Raw genomic sequence first — 17,804 nt, 5'->3', positions numbered from 1 at the left:
GCATCCGATCACGGGTCCGGCATCTGCCCCAGGCTCAACTGCCACGACACGCCAAAGCGGTCCTGCACCCAGCCGTAGCGATTGCTGAAGTCATAGTCGCCCACCGGCATCAACCAATGGCCGCCCTCACCCAGCAAGCGTGCCGCGCGCTCGAACTGCTCGGCACCGGAACACTCGACGAACAGCGAGATCGACGGCGAGAAGGTGAAATCGTGCACGTCCAGGCTGTCGAAGCACAGGTAGTGGGTGCCACCGAGCAGGAAGATGGCCTGGCGGACCTGCCCCGGCACGCCGGCGCCGGCCCCCTCGGGATGGCGTTGCAGGGCCAGCAGCCGGAAATCGGCAAAGGCTTCGGCGTACAGGGCCAGCGCGGCCTCGGCCTGGCCGGTGAACATCAGGAAGGGACGGCTGCGCAGCATGCGGTACTCCTGGTCGACGGGCCGATGACGGCCTGCCTGCACAGTGCCACGCGGAGTGTGTGCCTGTTGTAGAGCCGAGCCCATGCTCGGCTGGCGATCGCGCAAACAGCAGCCGACCGCAGGGTCGGCTCTACAGAATCACGCCTGGCGCATGCGCCGCGCGATGGCACTGCTGGCGGCGATCGTGGCGGTCAACGCCACCATCGACAGGAACTGCAGGCGGGTGTGCGACTCACTCAGCAGCAGGCCGAAGATCAGCGCAAGGATCGCCAGTGCACAGCAGGTCAGCCACGGGAAACCGGCCATGCGGAACGGCAGTCGGGTACCCAGACGATCCGCGCGACGACGCAGCACCAGCTGCGAGACCAGCGACAGCGTCCACACCAGCAGGCAGGTGGAACCGACGATGTTCAGCAGCACCGGCAGCACCCGGTCCGGGAACAGCAGTTCCATCACCGTGGCGGCAAAGCCGAACAGCACGCTGGCCAGCACGGCGATCACCGGCACCTGGCGCGGGTCGGTCCAGCCAAGCACGGCCGGCGCTTCGCGACGCTGCGCCAGCGAATACATCATGCGCGAGGCGCCGTAGAGGTTGGCATTGAGCGCCGACAGCAGCGCGATCACGGCGATCAGCGTGATGGCGGTACCAGCGCCCGGGATGCGGGCGATGTCCAGCACGGCGGCGAACGGCGACTTCAGCGCCTCGCTGGTCCACGGCACCACGGCGATGATCACGCTCAGCGAGCCGATGTAGAACACCAGGATGCGCCAGGCCACGGTGCGGATGGCACGGGCAATGCTGCGCTCGGGGTCTTCGGTTTCGGCCGCCGCCACGGCCACGATCTCGGTGCCGCCGAAGGCGAACACCACCACCAGCAGCGCCGCGCCGATCCCGGCCAGGCCCTTCGGCGCAAAACCACCGTGTTCGGTGAAGTTGCTCAGGCCCGGGGAGGTCACCTGCGGCAGCCATCCCATCAGCAGCGCCACGCCAATGGCGATGAACGCCAGGATCGCCGCGACTTTGAGGATGGCGAACCAGAATTCGAACTCGCCGAAGTTCTTCACTCCGAGCAGGTTGATCGCGGTGAAGAACAGCATGAACGCCAACGCCGCCATCGGTACCGGTATCGCCGGCCAGACCGTGGCCAGCAGCCCGGCCGCACCCACTGCTTCGGCGGCGATCACGATCACCAGCTGCACCCACCACAGCCAGCCCACGGTGGCACCGGCGGTAGCGCCCATGGCGTCGGCTGCATACACCGAGAACGCGCCGCTGGTCGGTTTGGCCGCCGCCATCTCGCCCAGCGCGTTCATCACGATGATCACCAGCGCTCCGGCGACCAGATACGACACCAGGACCGCCGGACCGGCCGCCTGCACACCCACGCCCGAGCCGAGGAACAGCCCGGCGCCGATGGCGCTGCCCAGGCCCATCATGATCAGCTGGCGGGGCTTGAGCGAATGTCCGAGGCGGGACGGCGAAGCGGTCGGAATCGAGTTGGGCATCGGCGGGGCTGGCGGCGGGCTACAGGGGCGACACCTTACCCTGTCCCGTGCCCACGGGGATAGGCACAGCGCAGCAGGCCGCTCAGGCCAGCGCCGGCTCGCCGACGTTCCCACCGATACGGGCACGATAGGCACGCGGCGAGAAACCGGTTTCAGCCTTGAATTTGCGGGTGAAGGCACTCTGGTCGCTGAAACCGCAGGCCTGGCCGATGCAGGCGATGCTGTCGTCGCCATGCAGCAGATGCATGGCCATCTGGATCCGCAGCCGGGTCAGCACCTGCTGCGGGGTCATCTGGAACACCTTGCGGAAGCTGCGCTCCAGCTTGGACAGCGAAAAGCCGGTGATGTCCAGCAGGGTCTGCATGCGCACGTTCTCGGCGTAGTGCGCGTTGAGGTGGGCCAGCGCCAGCCGCAGCTGCTCGTACTGGGTGCCGAGGCTGTCCTTCTGGCCAAGGTCGCGGGAAATGCCGATCAGGCCCTCGATGGCCCCGTCGACCACCAGCGGGCGCTTGCAGGTCAGGCACCAGCCCGGTTCGCGGTTGGCGAACAGGTGCAGCTCCATCAGGTTCTCGATCACCTCACCGGACAGCACGCGGGCGTCCTGGTCAACGTAGTCCGCACTGAGGCCGGTCGGGTAGATTTCGGCCGCCGTACGCCCGATCACGTCCTTGCGCGCGCGCAGACCCAGCCGCCGCAGCATGGTCTGGTTGACGTGGGTGTAACGCCCCTGGCGGTCCTTGATGAAGAACAGCACATCCGGGATGGCGTCGAACAGGGCTTCGATGTCGGCGGGCTCGACTCGCATGCGGCAAGCATACCCGAGCCTGCTTTTGCCCGTACGTTCACCTTTGCCGGACCGTGGTTTAACGGGGCTGGTTCCAGTGTCGTGGTTCCTTTTGATGATCCGGAGCCAACGTCCATGGCCGCCAGCAAGCCGACCGGCAAGCGCGCAACCGTCCCTGCCGAAAGCCACCGCCGGGGCGATGGCGATGAACTGCACCAGCAGGCCGGGGGTAGCCATCCGGCAATGACCACCGACCAGGGCATTCCGGTGGCGGACAACCAGAACTCCCTGCGGCAGGGACCTCGGGGGCCCACGCTGCTGGAGGACTTCATCCTGCGCGAGAAGATCACCCACTTCGATCACGAACGCATTCCCGAGCGCATCGTGCACGCACGTGGCAGCGCAGCACACGGCTACTTCGAGCTGACCCGATCACTGGCAGCCCATACCCGCGCGCGCATCCTGACCGAGGTCGGCGTGAAGACGCCGGTATTCACCCGCTTCTCGACCGTGGCCGGTGGCGCAGGCTCGGTGGATACCCCGCGCGACGTGCGCGGCTTTGCGGTCAAGTTCTACACCAAGGAGGGCAACTGGGATCTGGTCGGCAACAACATCCCGGTGTTCTTCATCCAGGACGCGATGAAGTTTCCGGACCTGGTGCACGCAGTGAAGATGGAGCCGGACCGCGCCTTCCCGCAGGCCGCGTCGGCCCATGACACGTTCTGGGACTTCATTTCGCTGATGCCCGAATCGATGCACATGATCATGTGGGCGATGAGCGACCGCGCCATCCCGCGTTCGCTGCGGATGATCGAAGGCTTCGGTGTGCACAGCTTCCGCCTGCTGAACGAGGCCGGCGAGTCGACGTTCGTCAAGTTCCACTGGCGGCCCAAGCTGGGCATTCAGTCCACGGTCTGGGACGAAGCGTTGAAACTGCAATCGGCCGACAATGACTTCCATCGCCGCGACCTGTTCGAGGCCATCCAGCGCGGCGACTTTCCCGAATGGGAGCTGGCGGTGCAGCTGTTCACCGAAGAAGACGCCGACGCATTCCCGTTCGACCACCTGGATCCAACCAAGATCATTCCCGAATCGCTGGTGCCGTTGCAGGTGATCGGGCGCATGGTACTGGACCGCTGGCCCGACAACTTCTTCGCAGAGACCGAGCAGGTGGCGTTCTGCCCGGCCAACGTGCCGCCCGGCATCGACTTCAGCAACGACCCGCTGCTGCAGGGCCGCCTGTTCTCCTACCTGGACACCCAGCTGCTGCGCCTGGGCGGCCCGAACTTCCACCAGATCCCGGTGAATGCACCGAAGTGCCCGTTTGCCAATCATCAGCGCGACGGCCACATGCAGATGCAGGTGCCCAAGGGCCGCGTCGCCTACGATCCCAGCTCGCTGCAGGACGACACCCCGCGCGAGACGCCTGCCGGATTCCGCAGCCATGCCAGCGCCGACGATGGCCGCAAGGGCCGCACCCGCGCGGAGAGTTTCGCCGACCACTACAGCCAGGCCCGGATGTTCTTCCGCAGCCTGGAAAAGCCGGAGCAGGCGCACCTGGCATCGGCGCTGGTGTTCGAGCTGTCCAAGGTGGAAACGCTGAAGGTGCGGGTGCGCACCGTCAGCCACCTGCGCAACATCGATGACGCGCTGGCGCAGCGCGTGGCCGATGGCCTGGCCCTGCCTGCGCTGCCCGACCCGGCCCCAACCGCCACGCCGGTGCGGGACATGCCGCCCGCTCCCGAGGTGCGCGTGATCGGGCGTAACAAGCCCACCCTGCAGGGTCGCTGCATCGGCATCCTGTTCGACGAAGGCTCCGACGCGCGCGTGATTGCCAGCCTGAGCAAGGCCGTCCGGAAGGCAGGTGCAGACGTGAAGCTGGTCGCGCCAAAAGTGGGAGGCGCCACGCTGAGCGATGGCGCATTGCAGGCGGCAGATGGGCAGCTGGCGGGCACCCCGTCAGCCGTGTTCGATGCAGTAGCCGTGGTGCTCAGCCTTGAAGCCGCGAAGGCCTTGTCGAAAGAGAGTGCAGCCGTCGAATTCGTCAGCCAGGCGTGGGCACACCTGAAGGCCATCGCCAGCGACGCGGGCGGCCAGGTGCTGCTGAAGGCGGCGCGCGTCGGCAACGACCCCGGCATCGTCGAAGCAGAAGACGCCAAGGCATTCCTGGCGGCGGCCGCCACCCGCCAGTGGGCGCGCGAGCCCAAGCTGCGCCTGCTGGCCTGACCACAACGACAGGAGAATCGTCATGCCCCGTGGTGACAAATCCGCATACACCGAAAAGCAGAAGCGCCAGGCCGAGCACATCGAGGAAAGCGAACGTGATCGCGGCGCGAGTGAAGGCACCGCCGAGCGCATTGCCTGGGCCACCGTGAACAAGCAGGACGGCGGCGGCAAGCGCGCCGGCAGTGCCCGCAAGGGCGCGAAGAAGGCGACCAGCAAGAAGGCTGCCAAGAAGGCGCCTGCCAGGAAATCGGCCACAAAGAAGGCCGCAACCAAGAGGACGGCGGCGAAGAAGGCACCTGCGAAGAAGGCGGTGGCGAAGAAGGCACCGGCTCGCAAGACCGCGACAAAGAAGGCCGCAAAGAAGACGGCGAAGAAGGCAGCGGTAAAGAAGGCGGGTACGGCCGCCGCGCGGAGCGCCGCCGCGAAGAAGGCAGCCAAGACGCGGGCCGCGAAGAAGACCGTGCGCAAGGCGGCGGCGAAGAAAGCCGCGCGCACGCGTGCACGCGGCTGAGTCTTCGATCAGGAGGGGAGCGCCCTCATCCATGCGGCAACTTCGGCTGCGGCTGCCTCGGCACGGGCCTGCAGCAGTAGATGCGGCCCTTCCAGCGATACGTGCCGGGCATCGGGCAACAAGACCTGCAGCTCGGCCACGCTGGGCGGCCACAACAGGTGGTCCTGTCGTGCATGCAGGCATAACGTCGGCAGCATGAGCTTCGGCAACTGCGCGCGGACATCGATCTGCAGTGTCGCCGCAGCGCGCTGCCGCAGGATCGCGGTCGGTACCGCAGCGATCGCATGCCGCAGCTCGCGAAGGTTCATGCGTGTCCGCCAATGCCCCAGCAGAAGCCGGGCCAGCAACGCCAGCGGCGGCGGTGGCCATGCAGGGGCAAGCAAGCGTGCGCTCGCCGCTGGCAGCGGCACCGGTCGCCGCGCGAAGGTCGTACTCAGTATCAATCCGCGCAACCCCGGCGGTGAAGCCACCGCCAGTTCGATAGCCAGCGGCCCGGCAAACGATTCAGCCAGCAGCACAAAGGGAGAGATGGGAAGCTGCGGGCGCAGGATCGACGCCAATGTAACGTAGTCCTGTGGCCCGTGCATGGGCAGCGGCAGCACCTGCACGGTAACCCCCTGGTCCTGCATCGCTTCCACGAAGCATGTCGACAGCAGGCCGCTGCCATCCAGCCCGGGCAGCATCACGATTGGGAGCATCACGGCGTTCATCACATTGCTCACTTCTCCGGTCCCTTCGCACGACTCGCTGCCGCGCAGCTTCGCTTATCGGCTCGACCCAGGGAAGTGCACGCCGCTGCTCGCGGCGCTACCCTGATGGCCCCGGACAGACGAGGAAGGCGGCATGCGCAAGCCACGCTGGCTCAGCTGGACCGGCATTGCCCTATGCGCGCTCTATCTCGCGCTGACCACCTGGCTGGTGCTCGATGCCCGGTCCAACAGCGACCCCAAGAGCGCCTACATCCTCATGCAACTGCCGGTGATGCTGCAGACCGCAGCACTCAACGTCATCGGCGTGGGACGCTGGCTTTCCGGAATGACCTGGATCACCGTCTACCTTCTGGTGATTCCTCCCACGCTTGGCGTGCTGTACGTGCTTGGGGCCATGCTCGGCAGCGTCCTGGAGCAATGAGGGCGATCCTCCCTGCTGCCTGAGCGGGCAATGCAAATACGGCCGCTCAAGGCGGCCGTATTCCTGTCACGGGGTCAGCAGCCTGCTCAGGCTGCACGGCGCGGCACGGCCGAAGCCCCTGCGCCTTCCACCTTGAATACCGCCACCGACGTGGTCAGCGCATGCGCCTGTTCTTCCAGCGCGCGGCTCGCCGCAGTGGCTTCTTCCACCAGGGCCGCGTTCTGCTGCGTCACCTGGTCCATCTGCACCACCACCTGGTTGACCTGCTCGATGCCGGCGGCCTGTTCCTTGCTGGCCGCTGCGATGTCGCTCATCAGCTGGGTGGTGCGCGAACTGGCCTGGGCGACGCGTGCGATCGCTGCTTCCGATTCAACGGTCACCGCCAGGCCACTCTTCACCTTGGCAGCGGCGTCTTCGATCAGCTCCTTGATTTCCTTGGCCGCGACGCCGGCGCGCTGCGCCAGCGTGCGTACTTCGCTGGCGACCACGGCAAAACCACGGCCCTGCTCGCCCGCGCGCGCGGCTTCCACCGCAGCGTTCAGTGCCAGGATGTTGGTCTGGAACGCGATGCCGTCGATAACGGTGGAGATTTCCGAGATGCGTGCCGAGGACTGATCGATCTCACCCATCACCGAGGCCATCTGCGCCATCGCCTGCTCGGTCTCGCGTACGGCGGCACCGGCGGCATGCGCTTCGCTGTCGGCCTGACGCGCCAGCTCGGCGTTCTGGCGCACGGTGGAGGTCAGCTCCTCCATCGACGCGGCAGCTTCCTCCAGGTTGGCCGCCTGCTGCTCCGTGCGGCGCGACAGGTCGTTGTTGCCGGCGGCCAGTTCCTGGGCCGCGTTGTTGATGCTGTCGGCAGCCACCTGGATGCCCCGCACAATGCCCGTCAGCTGCGCGGTGGTGGTATTGGCGTCGTCGCGCATGCGCGCGAACACGCCGTCGTACTCACCGTCCATGCGTGCGGTCAGGTCACCGTGCGAGATCGCGCGCAGCACGTCGGAAACATCGGCAATGCTGGCCTGCGAACTGGCCATCATGCCGTTGAGGTGTTCGACCATCGCCTTGAACTGGTACTGGAACGCAGCAGCATCGCCACGCATGCTGAAGTCGCCGGCGCGAGCCGCACGGGCCAGTTCATCGATCTGCGCGTTGATCGCCATCAGGCTCTGCTTTACCGCGGCCAGAGTGCGGGTCAACGTGCCCTTCTCGCCCGGGTAGTCCGGCAGGTCACGGCTGAGGTCGCCGATCGCGTAACGCTGCATCACTTCGGCCATCAGCAGCTCCACCTGCACGTGCGATTCGACCAGGCTGTTGGTGGCCTGCACCATGCGGCCGAAATCACCGGGGAAGGCACTGTCGTTCATGCGATAGCGGATCGCACCCGCTTCGTGCTGCTCAGCCATCTGCAGCTGCGCGCCGATCGCCGCCTGCACGCTCTGCCGCACGCTGGCCATGGCCTCGCCCAGCTGGGTCAGCTCATCCCGGCCACCGAGGCGGAACTCCTGGTCCAGCTGGCCCTTGGACAGCCGCTCGGCCAGGTTCACCGCGCGCGCCAGCGGGCCGGTCAGGCTGCGGCCAATCATCACCGAGGCGCCGATGCCGGCAAGCAGCGCGACGCCGCCCAGCACCAGCAGCTGCAGCAGGCTGCGTTCGCCCAGGCGGATCGCTTCGGCGGCAGCCTCACGGCTTTCCTTCTCCTCGAAGTCCACGCCATCGGACAGCGCCTTGTTCCAGCCGTTGGCCGCTTCCTGCACCGGGCCCAGCGTCAGCGCCACGGCGCCAGGGTAATCACCCTGCTCCATCAGTTCGCTGGTCTGCTTGTTGAGCGGGCGCGCAACGGCACGCTTGGCCGCGATGGTTTCCGCGATGGTCTTGCCCTGGGCATCGCTGGGCAGCGCCTGGTAGGCGGTCCAGCTGGCCTCATAGCGCTTGACCAGGTCGGCGATGCGCTTCTCGTCGCTGCCGCGGTCTTCGCCCTGACGGATCAGCATTTCGCGGCGCACGACCATCATCTGGTTGTTGGCATCGAGCATCTGCGACAGCAGGCGCACCTTGGCCACGCTGACGTCGACCACCTGCTGCATCGCGCGCTTCTGCACGACACTGGCAGTGGCGCCGGTGGCCACCACGGCGGCGACCAGCAGCAGCAACAGGCCAAAGCCCAGCCCAAGACGCCAGGCAACCCTGACGTTCCTCAAGTAGTTCATGGGGATATCCAATACGGGGGGATGTGGCCTTATCGGCGGCCTCATGCTGGGTCTTGACCCGTAAATTCTGAACGCTTCGGGCGCGATTCACATTTGCATCGCCATTGCCAGCAACGAATGCGCAGCATCTCCGTAGGCGGTCTGATCCACGCAGTTGTTGCCGTTATGCTGGGCCACCGCTGATCTGCAAGATGCCAGACCTCGGCCACCCTCGCCATCGTACAAGGACGACCATGAGGCATTATCTCAGTGCACTTCCGCTCCTGCTTGCCTGCATGACAAGCCCACAGTCCGCGCACGCCCAGGACGCATACACCGGAAGCAACTTCAAGTTCCTCTACGCGTACAACATCATCGGCAATGCTGACCCCGCAGTCCGCTCCCAGCTGACCGAGCTGCACAATGCCGGCGCGAATGTGATTCCCGTGACAGGATGGAATACGGGTGAACTCAGCTCCCGTTTGCAGGCGCTGCGGCAGGACCCGCTGTTATCCAGATTCAAAGTGCTGCTCCAGTTCAACGGACCCGTTCACGACGCCTGGTACGCAGATCCCGGCAGTGCCTGCTCTCCTGGCAACGAGCGTCTACCAGACTGGCTTCAACAGGAGCTTGACGCTGTTGCTGCACTTGCCCTGCAGAACTCAGACATCGTAGTTGGTTACTACACTTTTGACGAACCAGCTCTGCCACAGACACCACAGAACCTTGGTATCTGCAAGCGCTTCCAGGAACTGGTCTACGAAAGGCTTCGGCAAGCGGATCCCGATGCATCCGCGCGCCCGGTGATCATCGCCAATCTGATGGGCACGTTGAGCGATGTCCAGATCCAGTACGCAATGAGCCCACACGCACAGGATGTCGTCTTCGTTGACCAGTATCAGAACACCGTCAACGAACAGGTCGCTCAGTACCAGAAATGGAAACGGCACGGATTGCTGGGAGGTGGAATGGTTCCGGTCCTTCCTGCTTTCAACTACACCAGCTGCAATGACCCCGGACTGCGCACCAGCTTCCGGGTGAAACTCGAAGCTTCATTGCAAGCCGTGTATGGAGCGGACCGCCCTCGCAACCTAGGCAGCGCCTACTTTGCGTTCTGGCCGGGTGCACGCCCTGATTTTCAGTTCGACGGGCAGAACTGCCCTGCCATCTTCAACTCAATGATCGATGACCTCACGCATCAACCGGACCTTCAGGTCACGCGGATCGACACGATTCCAAGCCAGTTCCGGGCAGGGGAGCCAGTCCGTTTCCGGGCAACCATCCGAAATGCCGGCAATGCTCCGTCTCCCATGAATCACCACAGTGTCCTCGTCCATGAGGAGGGACAGTGTTTCGAGGGAGGATGCCAATGGGGGATCTTGACCATCAGTCTGGCCCCTGGTCAACAGGCCACCATAGATCTGAACCAGGGACCCAGCTGGACACCTTCGGCAGGGCTGCATGCGATGACCGTGTTCGCTGATGACGCGGACCGCATCAAGGAACTCGACGAACACAACAACGAGTTGACCCGGGAAATCATGGTGGGGGATCTGCCCGATCTGCAGCCATACCTGATCGAAACGATTCCAGCCAGTTTCAAGCCAGGCGATGCAGTGACATTCCGCACGGCAGTAACCAACCGCGGATCAATGCCCGCACCTGCGGGTTGGCTCGGAGCGGTCTATCTGGTAAACGGCGCGTGCCCAGCCAGTGGCTGCCCCTGGAGTGGCCTGACAACGGCCTTGGCGCCGGGCGAATTCGTATGGTTGAGCCCCGCAGGCCCCGTTTGGCCAGCCGCGGGTGGCCAGCAACAGATCACCTCCATTGTTGACGACCAAGGGCTGATCCAGGAGTCGAATGAGGGCAACAACCAGCTGGCTCGAATCATCCAGGTCTCGGACAAGCCAGACCTTCGGATCACCAGCGCCCATTCACAGCCGCTGCGTCCGAAATCCGGCGATGCAACCTCGTTCACCGCAACCATCGAGAATGTCGGCTCGGTCGCCGCCAGCGCGCCTTGGATTGGGCTGATGGCCATGAAGAACGGGCAGTGTTTCATTGAAGGTTGCGTGTGGGGCGGCCTCCAGAACTACACCCTGGCACCCGGCGCCAGCGTCAATGTCAGGACTTACAACGACGTCTGGCGCCCGACCCCAGGGGTGCACTCCATCCAGCTGCTGGTTGACGATCAGAACACCGTGAGCGAGTCACGGGAGGACAACAACAGCATCGACATCATGGTTACTGTGGATTGAACATCAGGGCAGGCGGCGACGGATCCGTGGTCGCCTGCCCTCGTTGCTTTCCATGTGCAGACGCGGCCCCACAAGGGATGGTCACGTTGGCACCACTCATCCCGGCGTCAGATTCTTTTCACATCAGTCCTGCATTGCGCACAGGCATGGTAGTTCCGTGAATGCCGGAGATGCCCATGCGTGTACCCTATCCTGTACTGTTCGTCCTGTCGCTACTGATATCACCCGCCTTCGCGCAGTCCCCTGCGCCCAACCTGCCCGCCCCCATTGCCGAGAAGGCCGGCCCGGACGCCGCAGTGCGCTCCGCCCTGCACGCCCAGGTGCTGCTGGATCGCGCGAATTTCTCGCCTGGCCAGATCGATGGCGAAGTGGGCAGCAACCAGCGACGCGCGGTGGCGGGCTTCCAGGCCGCGCATGGGCTGACCGTGACGGGTGAGCTGGACGACGCCACCTGGAAGGCTCTGCAGGCTGATACGGTGGGGCCGCTGGCCAGCTACACGCTGACTGCCGAGGATGTCGCCGGCCCGTTCCAGCCCATACCGAAAGGACCTGCCGCACAGGCCAAACTGAAATCGCTGGGTTTCAGCAGTGTGGAAGAAGCCCTGGGCGAGCGCTTCCACGCCTCGCCGGAGTTGCTGAAGGTGCTCAATCCCGGCGTGGATCTGACCAAGGCTGGCAGCCGCATCCAAGTGCCCAACATCGCACCAGCGGCATTGCCGAAGGCGGCGAAGATCGTGGTCGACAAATCCGACTCCACCCTGCAGTTGCTGGATGCGCAGGGCAAGCTGATCGCGCAGGTGCCGGTGTCGTCGGGCAGCCAGCACGACCCGTTGCCGATCGGCGAATGGAAGATCCTGGGCGTGTATCGCGACCCGCCGTTCCACTACAACCCGAAGTTGTTCTGGGATGCGCGCAAGGGCGAAAAGAAGGCGACGCTGCCGCCGGGCCCGAACAATCCGGTCGGCCGGGTCTGGATCGACCTGTCCAAGCCGCACTACGGCCTGCATGGCACGCCCGAACCCAGCCACGTGGGCAAGACCGAATCGCATGGCTGCGTACGCATGACCAACTGGGATGCGGTGCGTGTGGCCGACGCAGTGGATACTTCGGTGCCCGTGGTGATGCAGGAGTAAGCCCATGCGTCTTTCGCAGCTGATCGTATTGGGCGTACTGCTGGGACTGGGGGCAGGTTGGTGGCTGCGTCGCGATGGGAGTGAGCCGGTAGCCGCCTCGCTGCCGGCAGCGCCATCGGCGGTGTCCGCCGCGCCGGTGGTCGAACCAGCGCCACGCGCAACGGCCCCACCCGCCACCACCGCGCCGCCGGCCGCGCAGGCTGCGGATGCACCGTCCGGCCTGCTGCTGCCGGTGCAGGGCATCCTGGCCTCGCAGCTGCGCGATACCTTCACCGATGCACGCAGCGAAGGCCGCGTACACGATGCCATCGACATCATGGCCGATGCAGGTACTCCCGTACTCGCGGTGGCTGATGGCACAGTGGAAAAACTGTTCGACAGCGAACGCGGCGGACTGACGATCTACCAGTTCGAGCCCAGCGGACGCTGGTGCTACTACTACGCGCACCTGCAGCGCTATGCCGATGGCCTGGCCGAGAAACAGGCGATCAAGCGCGGGGATGTGATCGGCTACGTCGGCAGCACCGGCAATGCCAGCGCCGAGGCCCCGCACCTGCACTTCGAAGTGCATGTCTTGGGGCCGGAGAAGCAGTGGTGGAAGGGAGAGTCGATCAATCCCTATCCCTTGCTGAAGTCGGCGGCACCGATGCCCGGCGCTGCTGGCGCCGCAACGCCACAGTGAAGACAGTCAACGCAGCCCCCGGAATCAGCAGGAACAGCGCCGCCATCTTCCAGAAAAAGAACGGCCACAGCCAGAGGTAGTCCAGGTCGGTCAGCTTCAGCAGACCCAGCGGCGGCTGCAGCTCGATGTCTGCAGTGCGTCCCGCCAGCGCCGGATCCACCTCCAGCACGGTTACCCGCAGCCATGAGCGGCCGCGTGGCAATGCGTCGCCGCGACCGTAACCAAAGTAGGAGGCCATGAGGCCGCTGGACTCAACCGATACCAGCGCGCGGTCGATGCCCTGCCCGGCCACTCCCCAACGCTCCCCTGCGCGGAAGTCTCCATGTTCGGTGGGAGTCTCGATGCGCAGCAGCACTTCAGGGTCAGCCTCTGTACCGTCCGCGGCATAGCGCAGGCGCAGCCGAAGCTGGTCATCGATGAGGCGGTAGACGGTGATCTGGGCGGTTGCGCCAGGGCGCAGCACCAGCGGCACCGTCTGCGTGCGCGAAGCCAGGGCATTGGCGGCTGCACCCAACACAAGTACCAGGCCGGCCATGCACCACAGGCTCCACGACACCCACAGGGTGACCCGCACTACCGTCCCGCCTTTCACGCTGACATCCTGGTCATCGCGTCGCTTCCCCGCTGGCCTGGCCACACAGTAACGAAAAAGCCCCGCGTGCGCGGGGCTTTTCCTGTCACCAACGCCGGGCATGGCCCGGCGCCACCTCAGGCGAACGGATCCTGCAGGACCATGGTGTGGTCGCGGTCCGGGCCGGTGGAGACGATGCTGATCGGGCAGCCGGCCAGCTCTTCCAGCGAACGCAGGTAGGCGCGTGCGGCCGGCGGCAGATCGTCCCACTGGGTGATGCCGTGGGTGTTCTCGCTCCAGCCCGGGAACTCCAGGTACACCGGGGTGCATTCTTCCCAGCCCTGCGCGTCCAGCGGCGCGTACTCGGTGCGCTTGCCGTTGTATTCGTAGGCGATGCAGACCTTCAGCTTTTCCATGCCGTCCAGCACGTCCAGCTTGGTGATGCACAGGCCGCTGATGCCGTTGATGGCCACGGCGCGCTTCAGCGCGACGATGTCCATCCAGCCACAACGACGCGGACGGCCGGTCGACGCACCGTACTCGGCGCCGCGGTCACGAATGCCCTGGCCGACTTCGTCGTCCAGCTCGGTCGGGAACGGGCCACCGCCGACGCGGGTGGCGTAGGCCTTGGCGATGCCCAGCACGTAGTCGATCGAATCAGCGCCGACGCCGGAACCGGCCAGCGCACCACCGACGGTGGTGTTGGAGCTGGTGACGTACGGGTAGGTGCCGTGGTCGATGTCCAGCAGCGCGCCCTGCGCACCTTCGAACAGCACGCGCTTACCCTGCTTGCGCAGGTCGTGCAGGATGCCGGCCACGTCGGACTTCATCGGCTGCACGTATTCGCCGAAGGCCAGCGCTTCGTCGAAGGTCTTCTGGAAGTCGACCGCATCGGTGTTCAGATACTTGGACAGCACGAAGTTGTGGTAATCCAGCGCGGTGCGCAGCAGTTCTTCCAGCTGCTTCGGGTAATGCAGGTCGGCGATGCGGATGCCGCGACGCGCCACCTTGTCTTCGTAGGCCGGGCCGATGCCGCGGCCGGTGGTGCCGATCGCCTTGCCACCGGCTGCGCGCTCGCGCGCCTGGTCCAGGGCGATGTGGTACGGCATGATCAGCGGCGCGGCCGGGGAGATCTTCAGGCGCGAACGCACTTCCACGCCGGAGGCTTCCAGCTCGGCGATTTCCTTCTGCAGCGCGGCCGGCGAGATCACCACGCCGTTGCCGATCAGGCACAGCGCATCGTCACGCAGGATGCCCGACGGGATCAGGTGCAGGACGGTCTTCTTACCGTTGATGACCAGGGTGTGGCCGGCATTGTGGCCGCCCTGGAAGCGCACGACGGCGCCGATTTCCTCAGTGAGCAGATCGACGATCTTGCCCTTGCCTTCATCGCCCCACTGGGCACCCAACACTACGACAGACTGACCCATGACGGGCTCCTCGGTTTGTTGCGGCCATCGGGGCCGCGGACGGGTAAACCGTGGCGGGGCTGGCCAGCACCTGGAGGGCGGCTCCAAACGGGGAGCGGCCGGCGATGGAGGGCCCAGACACGGAAAAAGCCGAACGGGGAGGCCCGTCCGGCTTTTGTGCATTATCCGGGTTTCCGGGGTCCGCTGCCACCTTTCCGACGGACGGCTTCACCGGCCGGTCAGCCGCCCCGCCCGGTCGTGCCGGCCGCTGGCCGGCAATGCCAACCAAGGTTGGCATCTACCAGAGCCTCGCCACGCTGGTGCAGGCCGGTCAGCCGCCCCGCCCGGTCGTGCCGGCCGCTGGCCGGCAATGCCAACCAAGGTTGGCATCTACCAGGGCCTGGCCACGCCGCAGGTGCAGGGCGGTCAGCTGCCCCGCCCGGTCGTGCCGGCCGCTGGCCGGCAATGCCAACCAAGGTTGGCATCTACCAGAGCCTGGCCACGCAGGTGCAGGTCGGTCAGCCGCCCCACCCGGTCGTGCCGGCCGCTGGCCGGCAATGCCAACCAAGGTTGGCAGCTACCAAGGCCAGGCCACGCACGTAGACGCAGGCGGCCGCGCCGGGGCTTCTAGTGCCGCACCCACCACAGCAGGCTCAGGCCGGCCAGCAGCACCAGTCCGCCGAAGCTGCGCAGGGCCGGGCTGGGCAGGTCCAGCAGGCGTTCGGCCATGCGCTTCCAGGCGAACGGCGCGACGAACAGGAACAGGCCTTCCAGCACCGCGACCAGGCAGACGGCGGCGAACAGATCTTTCATCGGAACTCCGGAAAAAGCACGGGGCCCGGCAGTTGGCCGGGCCCCGTGGGGTAATGCCCTGCGACCTCAGCGGTCGTTCTTCAGGTACTGCAGGAACGGGTCGTTCTTGTCGAGCACGATCACGCCGTTGCCGTCGGTCATGGAGCCGCGGTACGCCTCCAGGCTACGGTAGAACGCGTAGAACGATGGGTCAGCCGAACCGGCCTTGCCGTAGATGCGGGTGGCTTCCGCATCACCTTCACCGCGCAGGCGCTGTGCATCGCGCTCGGCCTCGGCGATCAGCACGGTGCTGTCACGGTCGGCCTGGGCGCGGATGGTCAGCGACTGTTCCTCGCCTTCCGCGCGCAGCTTGGCCGCTTCCTGCTTGCGCTGGGCGCGCATGCGCTCGTACACGTCGTTGATCACCTGGCTGTCGGTGGGCAGGTCCACCTGCTTGATGCGCAGGTCGATCATCTGCATGCCAAGGCCGGCCACGGCCTCGTTGATTCCCTTCAACTGCTCGGCGATCAGCTCACTGCGGTCGCCGGACACCAGCTGCTGCAGGGTGCGCGAGTTGATCTGGTTGCGCAGCGAATCGGTGATGATCGGCGCCAGGCGGGCGTTGGCCACGCGCGGGTCGCCGCCGGTGGCACGGAAGTAGTCACCCACGTTGGAGATGTAGCCGATGGCGAAGAAGTCGACGCTGACGTCCTTCTGCTCGGCGGTGAAGTAGCGCGCCGGCGCGGTGTCGAGCACCTGGAAGCGGCGGTCGAAGACCTTCACCGTTTCCACCACCGGCACCTTGAAGTGCAGGCCTGGCTTGATGTCCGAACGCACCACCTTGCCCAGGTTCAGCACCATGGCGGTCTGGTCCTCACGGACCACATACACCGAGCCGAGCAGGCCCAGCACCACCGCCACGATCACGGCGATCCAGATAGGACTCTTCATCGGCTGCCCTCCTCACGGCCGCTCGGTCGCCCGGTCGGGCGGCCCACCGGCCGGCCCGGATCACGGGAAGCTTCCACCGCTGCGCCCGGCAGCGACGGCATGACCACGTCCGGGTTTGCCACTGCGGCCGGGGCCGACGTGGTGGGACGGGTGTCGCCGGTCATCGGCACGTAGATCAGCTGGCGGCCATCGCCGCCGATCACCTTGCGGTTCTCGCTCAGCACCTGCTGCACGGTCTCCAGCCACAGGCGCTTGCGGGTCACTTCCGGCGCGTCCTTGTACTGGGCCTGCAACAGGCTGAAGCGCTGCGCGTCACCCTCGGCCTTGGACACCACCGCCTGCTTGTAGCCTTCGGCGGTGGTACGGGCGCGCGAGGCCTGGCCTCGGGCTTCCGGCACGACCTTGGCGGCGTAGGCCTGGGCTTCGTTGATCAGGCGTTCCTTGACCTGCTGGGCACCATTGACCTCGTCGAAGGCCGGCTTCACTTCCTCCGGCGGACGGGCGTCCTGCAGGGTCAGGCCGGTCACGGTCAGGCCGGTCTTGAACGCCTTCAGCAGCGCCTGCAGGCGCTCCTCGGCGGCCACGGCCAGCGGGCCACGGTTGTTCAGCACGGCATTGAGGTCGGCGCGGCCGACTTCCTCGCGCACCGCGCTCTGCGCCGACTGCTCCAGCACCTGGTTGGCATCGACCGTGCCGAACAGGTACTGCTGCGGATCGTCGATGCGGTACTGGACGTTCAGCGAGACGTTGACGATGTTCTCGTCACGGGTCAGGACCGGCACCTGGATCGAGAAAGTCTTGATCTCGGTGGCGTTGACCTTGGTGACCGACTCGATCGGCCACGGCAGCTTGAAGTTCGGGCCGGGCTGCAGGATGCGCGAGAACTGACCGAAGCGCAGGACCACGCCACGCTGCTGTTCACCGATCAGCTGGAAGCTGGAGAACAGCACCAGCAGCACCACGGCCGCCACCACCCAACGCACGATGCCGCCGTCGAACAGGTCCTTCAGCGGCCCGGGCAGTCCGCCCCAGCCACCACCATTGCCACCGCCGCGCGACCCGAACGGCCCGCGTCGATTGTCCTCGGGGCCTTGTCCGCCCTTGTTGCCGCCGGGTGTATTCCAGGCCATGCACGCTCCATCAAGATGTGGGCTGCGGCGCGGGCCCTTCCCGCGGCGCCAGCCGTGAAACCATTACCGATCATACAAGATGGGGCGGATCGGCAGGATCGAAAGGGCGACG

General features: G+C 65.8%; 16 protein-coding genes. 6 read left to right on the top strand and 10 right to left on the bottom strand.

Annotation, left to right across the window (positions count from 1 at the left end):
* Positions 1-8: 8 nt before the first annotated feature.
* The 3 genes from AC5P56_RS05155 to AC5P56_RS05145 form a co-directional block, all read right to left on the bottom strand.
* Positions 9-419 carry a VOC family protein gene (locus AC5P56_RS05155; RefSeq protein WP_481453942.1) on the bottom strand — a complete coding sequence of 137 codons (411 nt, stop codon included), beginning with the start codon at positions 417-419 and terminating at the stop codon, positions 9-11.
* A 138-nt stretch (positions 420-557) separates the two neighbouring features.
* Positions 558-1,925, bottom strand: a complete 1,368-nt coding sequence (locus tag AC5P56_RS05150) for an amino acid permease (RefSeq protein ID WP_014648020.1) — start codon at positions 1,923-1,925, stop codon at positions 558-560.
* An 82-nt stretch (positions 1,926-2,007) separates the two neighbouring features.
* Complete coding sequence (locus AC5P56_RS05145) at positions 2,008-2,730, bottom strand: AraC family transcriptional regulator (RefSeq protein WP_014038112.1); 723 nt, start codon at positions 2,728-2,730, stop codon at positions 2,008-2,010.
* Positions 2,731-2,844: 114 nt separating this feature from the next.
* Between AC5P56_RS05145 and AC5P56_RS05140 the strand changes: the two genes are divergently transcribed.
* On the top strand, positions 2,845-4,935 hold the full coding sequence (locus AC5P56_RS05140; RefSeq protein ID WP_075077158.1) for a catalase: 2,091 nt from the start codon (positions 2,845-2,847) through the stop codon (positions 4,933-4,935).
* A gap of 22 nt (positions 4,936-4,957) precedes the next feature.
* Complete coding sequence (locus AC5P56_RS05135) at positions 4,958-5,446, top strand: hypothetical protein (RefSeq protein WP_014648023.1); 489 nt, start codon at positions 4,958-4,960, stop codon at positions 5,444-5,446.
* Between the two features lie 8 nt (positions 5,447-5,454).
* On the opposite strand, the gene AC5P56_RS05130 is transcribed toward AC5P56_RS05135, so the two are convergent.
* On the bottom strand, positions 5,455-6,156 hold the full coding sequence (locus AC5P56_RS05130) for an alpha/beta fold hydrolase (RefSeq protein ID WP_046431979.1): 702 nt from the start codon (positions 6,154-6,156) through the stop codon (positions 5,455-5,457).
* 133 nt (positions 6,157-6,289) lie between these two features.
* On the opposite strand from AC5P56_RS05130, the gene AC5P56_RS05125 reads away from it, so the two are divergent.
* Positions 6,290-6,577: a hypothetical protein gene (locus AC5P56_RS05125; protein ID WP_032960023.1), complete on the top strand. Its 288-nt coding sequence runs from the start codon at positions 6,290-6,292 to the stop codon at positions 6,575-6,577.
* An 86-nt stretch (positions 6,578-6,663) separates the two neighbouring features.
* On the opposite strand, the gene AC5P56_RS05120 is transcribed toward AC5P56_RS05125, so the two are convergent.
* Complete coding sequence (locus tag AC5P56_RS05120; RefSeq protein WP_495231486.1) at positions 6,664-8,787, bottom strand: methyl-accepting chemotaxis protein; 2,124 nt, start codon at positions 8,785-8,787, stop codon at positions 6,664-6,666.
* Positions 8,788-9,020: 233 nt separating this feature from the next.
* Between AC5P56_RS05120 and AC5P56_RS05115 the strand changes: the two genes are divergently transcribed.
* From AC5P56_RS05115 to AC5P56_RS05105, 3 genes are all read left to right on the top strand, one after another.
* On the top strand, positions 9,021-11,024 hold the full coding sequence (locus tag AC5P56_RS05115) for a CARDB domain-containing protein (RefSeq protein ID WP_495231485.1): 2,004 nt from the start codon (positions 9,021-9,023) through the stop codon (positions 11,022-11,024).
* A gap of 170 nt (positions 11,025-11,194) precedes the next feature.
* Positions 11,195-12,157 carry a L,D-transpeptidase family protein gene (locus AC5P56_RS05110; RefSeq protein WP_049441943.1) on the top strand — a complete coding sequence of 321 codons (963 nt, stop codon included), beginning with the start codon at positions 11,195-11,197 and terminating at the stop codon, positions 12,155-12,157.
* Positions 12,158-12,161: 4 nt separating this feature from the next.
* The gene (locus tag AC5P56_RS05105; protein ID WP_111206450.1) at positions 12,162-12,839 is read left to right on the top strand and encodes a M23 family metallopeptidase; all 678 of its coding nucleotides are present in this window, start codon (positions 12,162-12,164) and stop codon (positions 12,837-12,839) included.
* On the opposite strand, the gene AC5P56_RS05100 is transcribed toward AC5P56_RS05105, so the two are convergent.
* The 5 genes from AC5P56_RS05100 to hflK all read right to left on the bottom strand — a co-directional run bounded on the left by AC5P56_RS05100 (position 12,769) and on the right by hflK (position 17,692).
* Positions 12,769-13,431 (bottom strand): hypothetical protein, encoded by a 663-nt coding sequence (locus tag AC5P56_RS05100; RefSeq protein WP_049407584.1) that lies wholly within the window; start codon positions 13,429-13,431, stop codon positions 12,769-12,771. The two genes, AC5P56_RS05105 and AC5P56_RS05100, sit on opposite strands and share 71 nt — an antisense overlap.
* 116 nt (positions 13,432-13,547) lie before the next feature.
* A complete protein-coding gene (locus AC5P56_RS05095; protein ID WP_049441939.1) occupies positions 13,548-14,840 on the bottom strand; it encodes an adenylosuccinate synthase in 1,293 nt (430 codons plus the stop codon).
* Between the two features lie 606 nt (positions 14,841-15,446).
* A complete protein-coding gene (locus AC5P56_RS05090) occupies positions 15,447-15,632 on the bottom strand; it encodes a DUF2065 domain-containing protein (protein WP_005414170.1) in 186 nt (61 codons plus the stop codon).
* 66 nt (positions 15,633-15,698) lie between these two features.
* Positions 15,699-16,562, bottom strand: coding sequence for a protease modulator HflC (gene hflC, locus AC5P56_RS05085; RefSeq protein WP_014648031.1), 864 nt, complete (start codon positions 16,560-16,562; stop codon positions 15,699-15,701).
* Positions 16,559-17,692 carry an FtsH protease activity modulator HflK gene (gene hflK / locus AC5P56_RS05080; RefSeq protein WP_005418335.1) on the bottom strand — a complete coding sequence of 378 codons (1,134 nt, stop codon included), beginning with the start codon at positions 17,690-17,692 and terminating at the stop codon, positions 16,559-16,561. The genes hflC and hflK overlap by 4 nt, the downstream gene beginning before the upstream one ends.
* Positions 17,693-17,804 lie beyond the last annotated feature (112 nt).

This window comes from Stenotrophomonas sp. YJH_SMC_131, assembly GCF_059367975.1.
The sequence above is the reverse complement of the archived record's forward strand: the minus strand, read 5'-3'. Positions and strand labels throughout refer to the sequence as shown.

Coding starts and splice junctions, on each gene's coding strand:
- AC5P56_RS05130 (WP_046431979.1), bottom strand. CDS start 6,156: ATGAACGCCGTGATGCTCCCAATCGTGATGCTGCCCGGGCTGGATGGC.
- AC5P56_RS05140 (WP_075077158.1), top strand. CDS start 2,845: ATGGCCGCCAGCAAGCCGACCGGCAAGCGCGCAACCGTCCCTGCCGAA.
- hflC (WP_014648031.1), bottom strand. CDS start 16,562: ATGAAGAGTCCTATCTGGATCGCCGTGATCGTGGCGGTGGTGCTGGGC.
- AC5P56_RS05135 (WP_014648023.1), top strand. CDS start 4,958: ATGCCCCGTGGTGACAAATCCGCATACACCGAAAAGCAGAAGCGCCAG.
- AC5P56_RS05125 (WP_032960023.1), top strand. CDS start 6,290: ATGCGCAAGCCACGCTGGCTCAGCTGGACCGGCATTGCCCTATGCGCG.
- AC5P56_RS05145 (WP_014038112.1), bottom strand. CDS start 2,730: ATGCGAGTCGAGCCCGCCGACATCGAAGCCCTGTTCGACGCCATCCCG.
- AC5P56_RS05110 (WP_049441943.1), top strand. CDS start 11,195: ATGCCCATGCGTGTACCCTATCCTGTACTGTTCGTCCTGTCGCTACTG.
- AC5P56_RS05095 (WP_049441939.1), bottom strand. CDS start 14,840: ATGGGTCAGTCTGTCGTAGTGTTGGGTGCCCAGTGGGGCGATGAAGGC.
- AC5P56_RS05105 (WP_111206450.1), top strand. CDS start 12,162: ATGCGTCTTTCGCAGCTGATCGTATTGGGCGTACTGCTGGGACTGGGG.
- AC5P56_RS05155 (WP_481453942.1), bottom strand. CDS start 419: ATGCTGCGCAGCCGTCCCTTCCTGATGTTCACCGGCCAGGCCGAGGCC.
- hflK (WP_005418335.1), bottom strand. CDS start 17,692: ATGGCCTGGAATACACCCGGCGGCAACAAGGGCGGACAAGGCCCCGAG.
- AC5P56_RS05115 (WP_495231485.1), top strand. CDS start 9,021: ATGAGGCATTATCTCAGTGCACTTCCGCTCCTGCTTGCCTGCATGACA.
- AC5P56_RS05150 (WP_014648020.1), bottom strand. CDS start 1,925: ATGCCCAACTCGATTCCGACCGCTTCGCCGTCCCGCCTCGGACATTCG.
- AC5P56_RS05090 (WP_005414170.1), bottom strand. CDS start 15,632: ATGAAAGATCTGTTCGCCGCCGTCTGCCTGGTCGCGGTGCTGGAAGGC.
- AC5P56_RS05120 (WP_495231486.1), bottom strand. CDS start 8,787: ATGAACTACTTGAGGAACGTCAGGGTTGCCTGGCGTCTTGGGCTGGGC.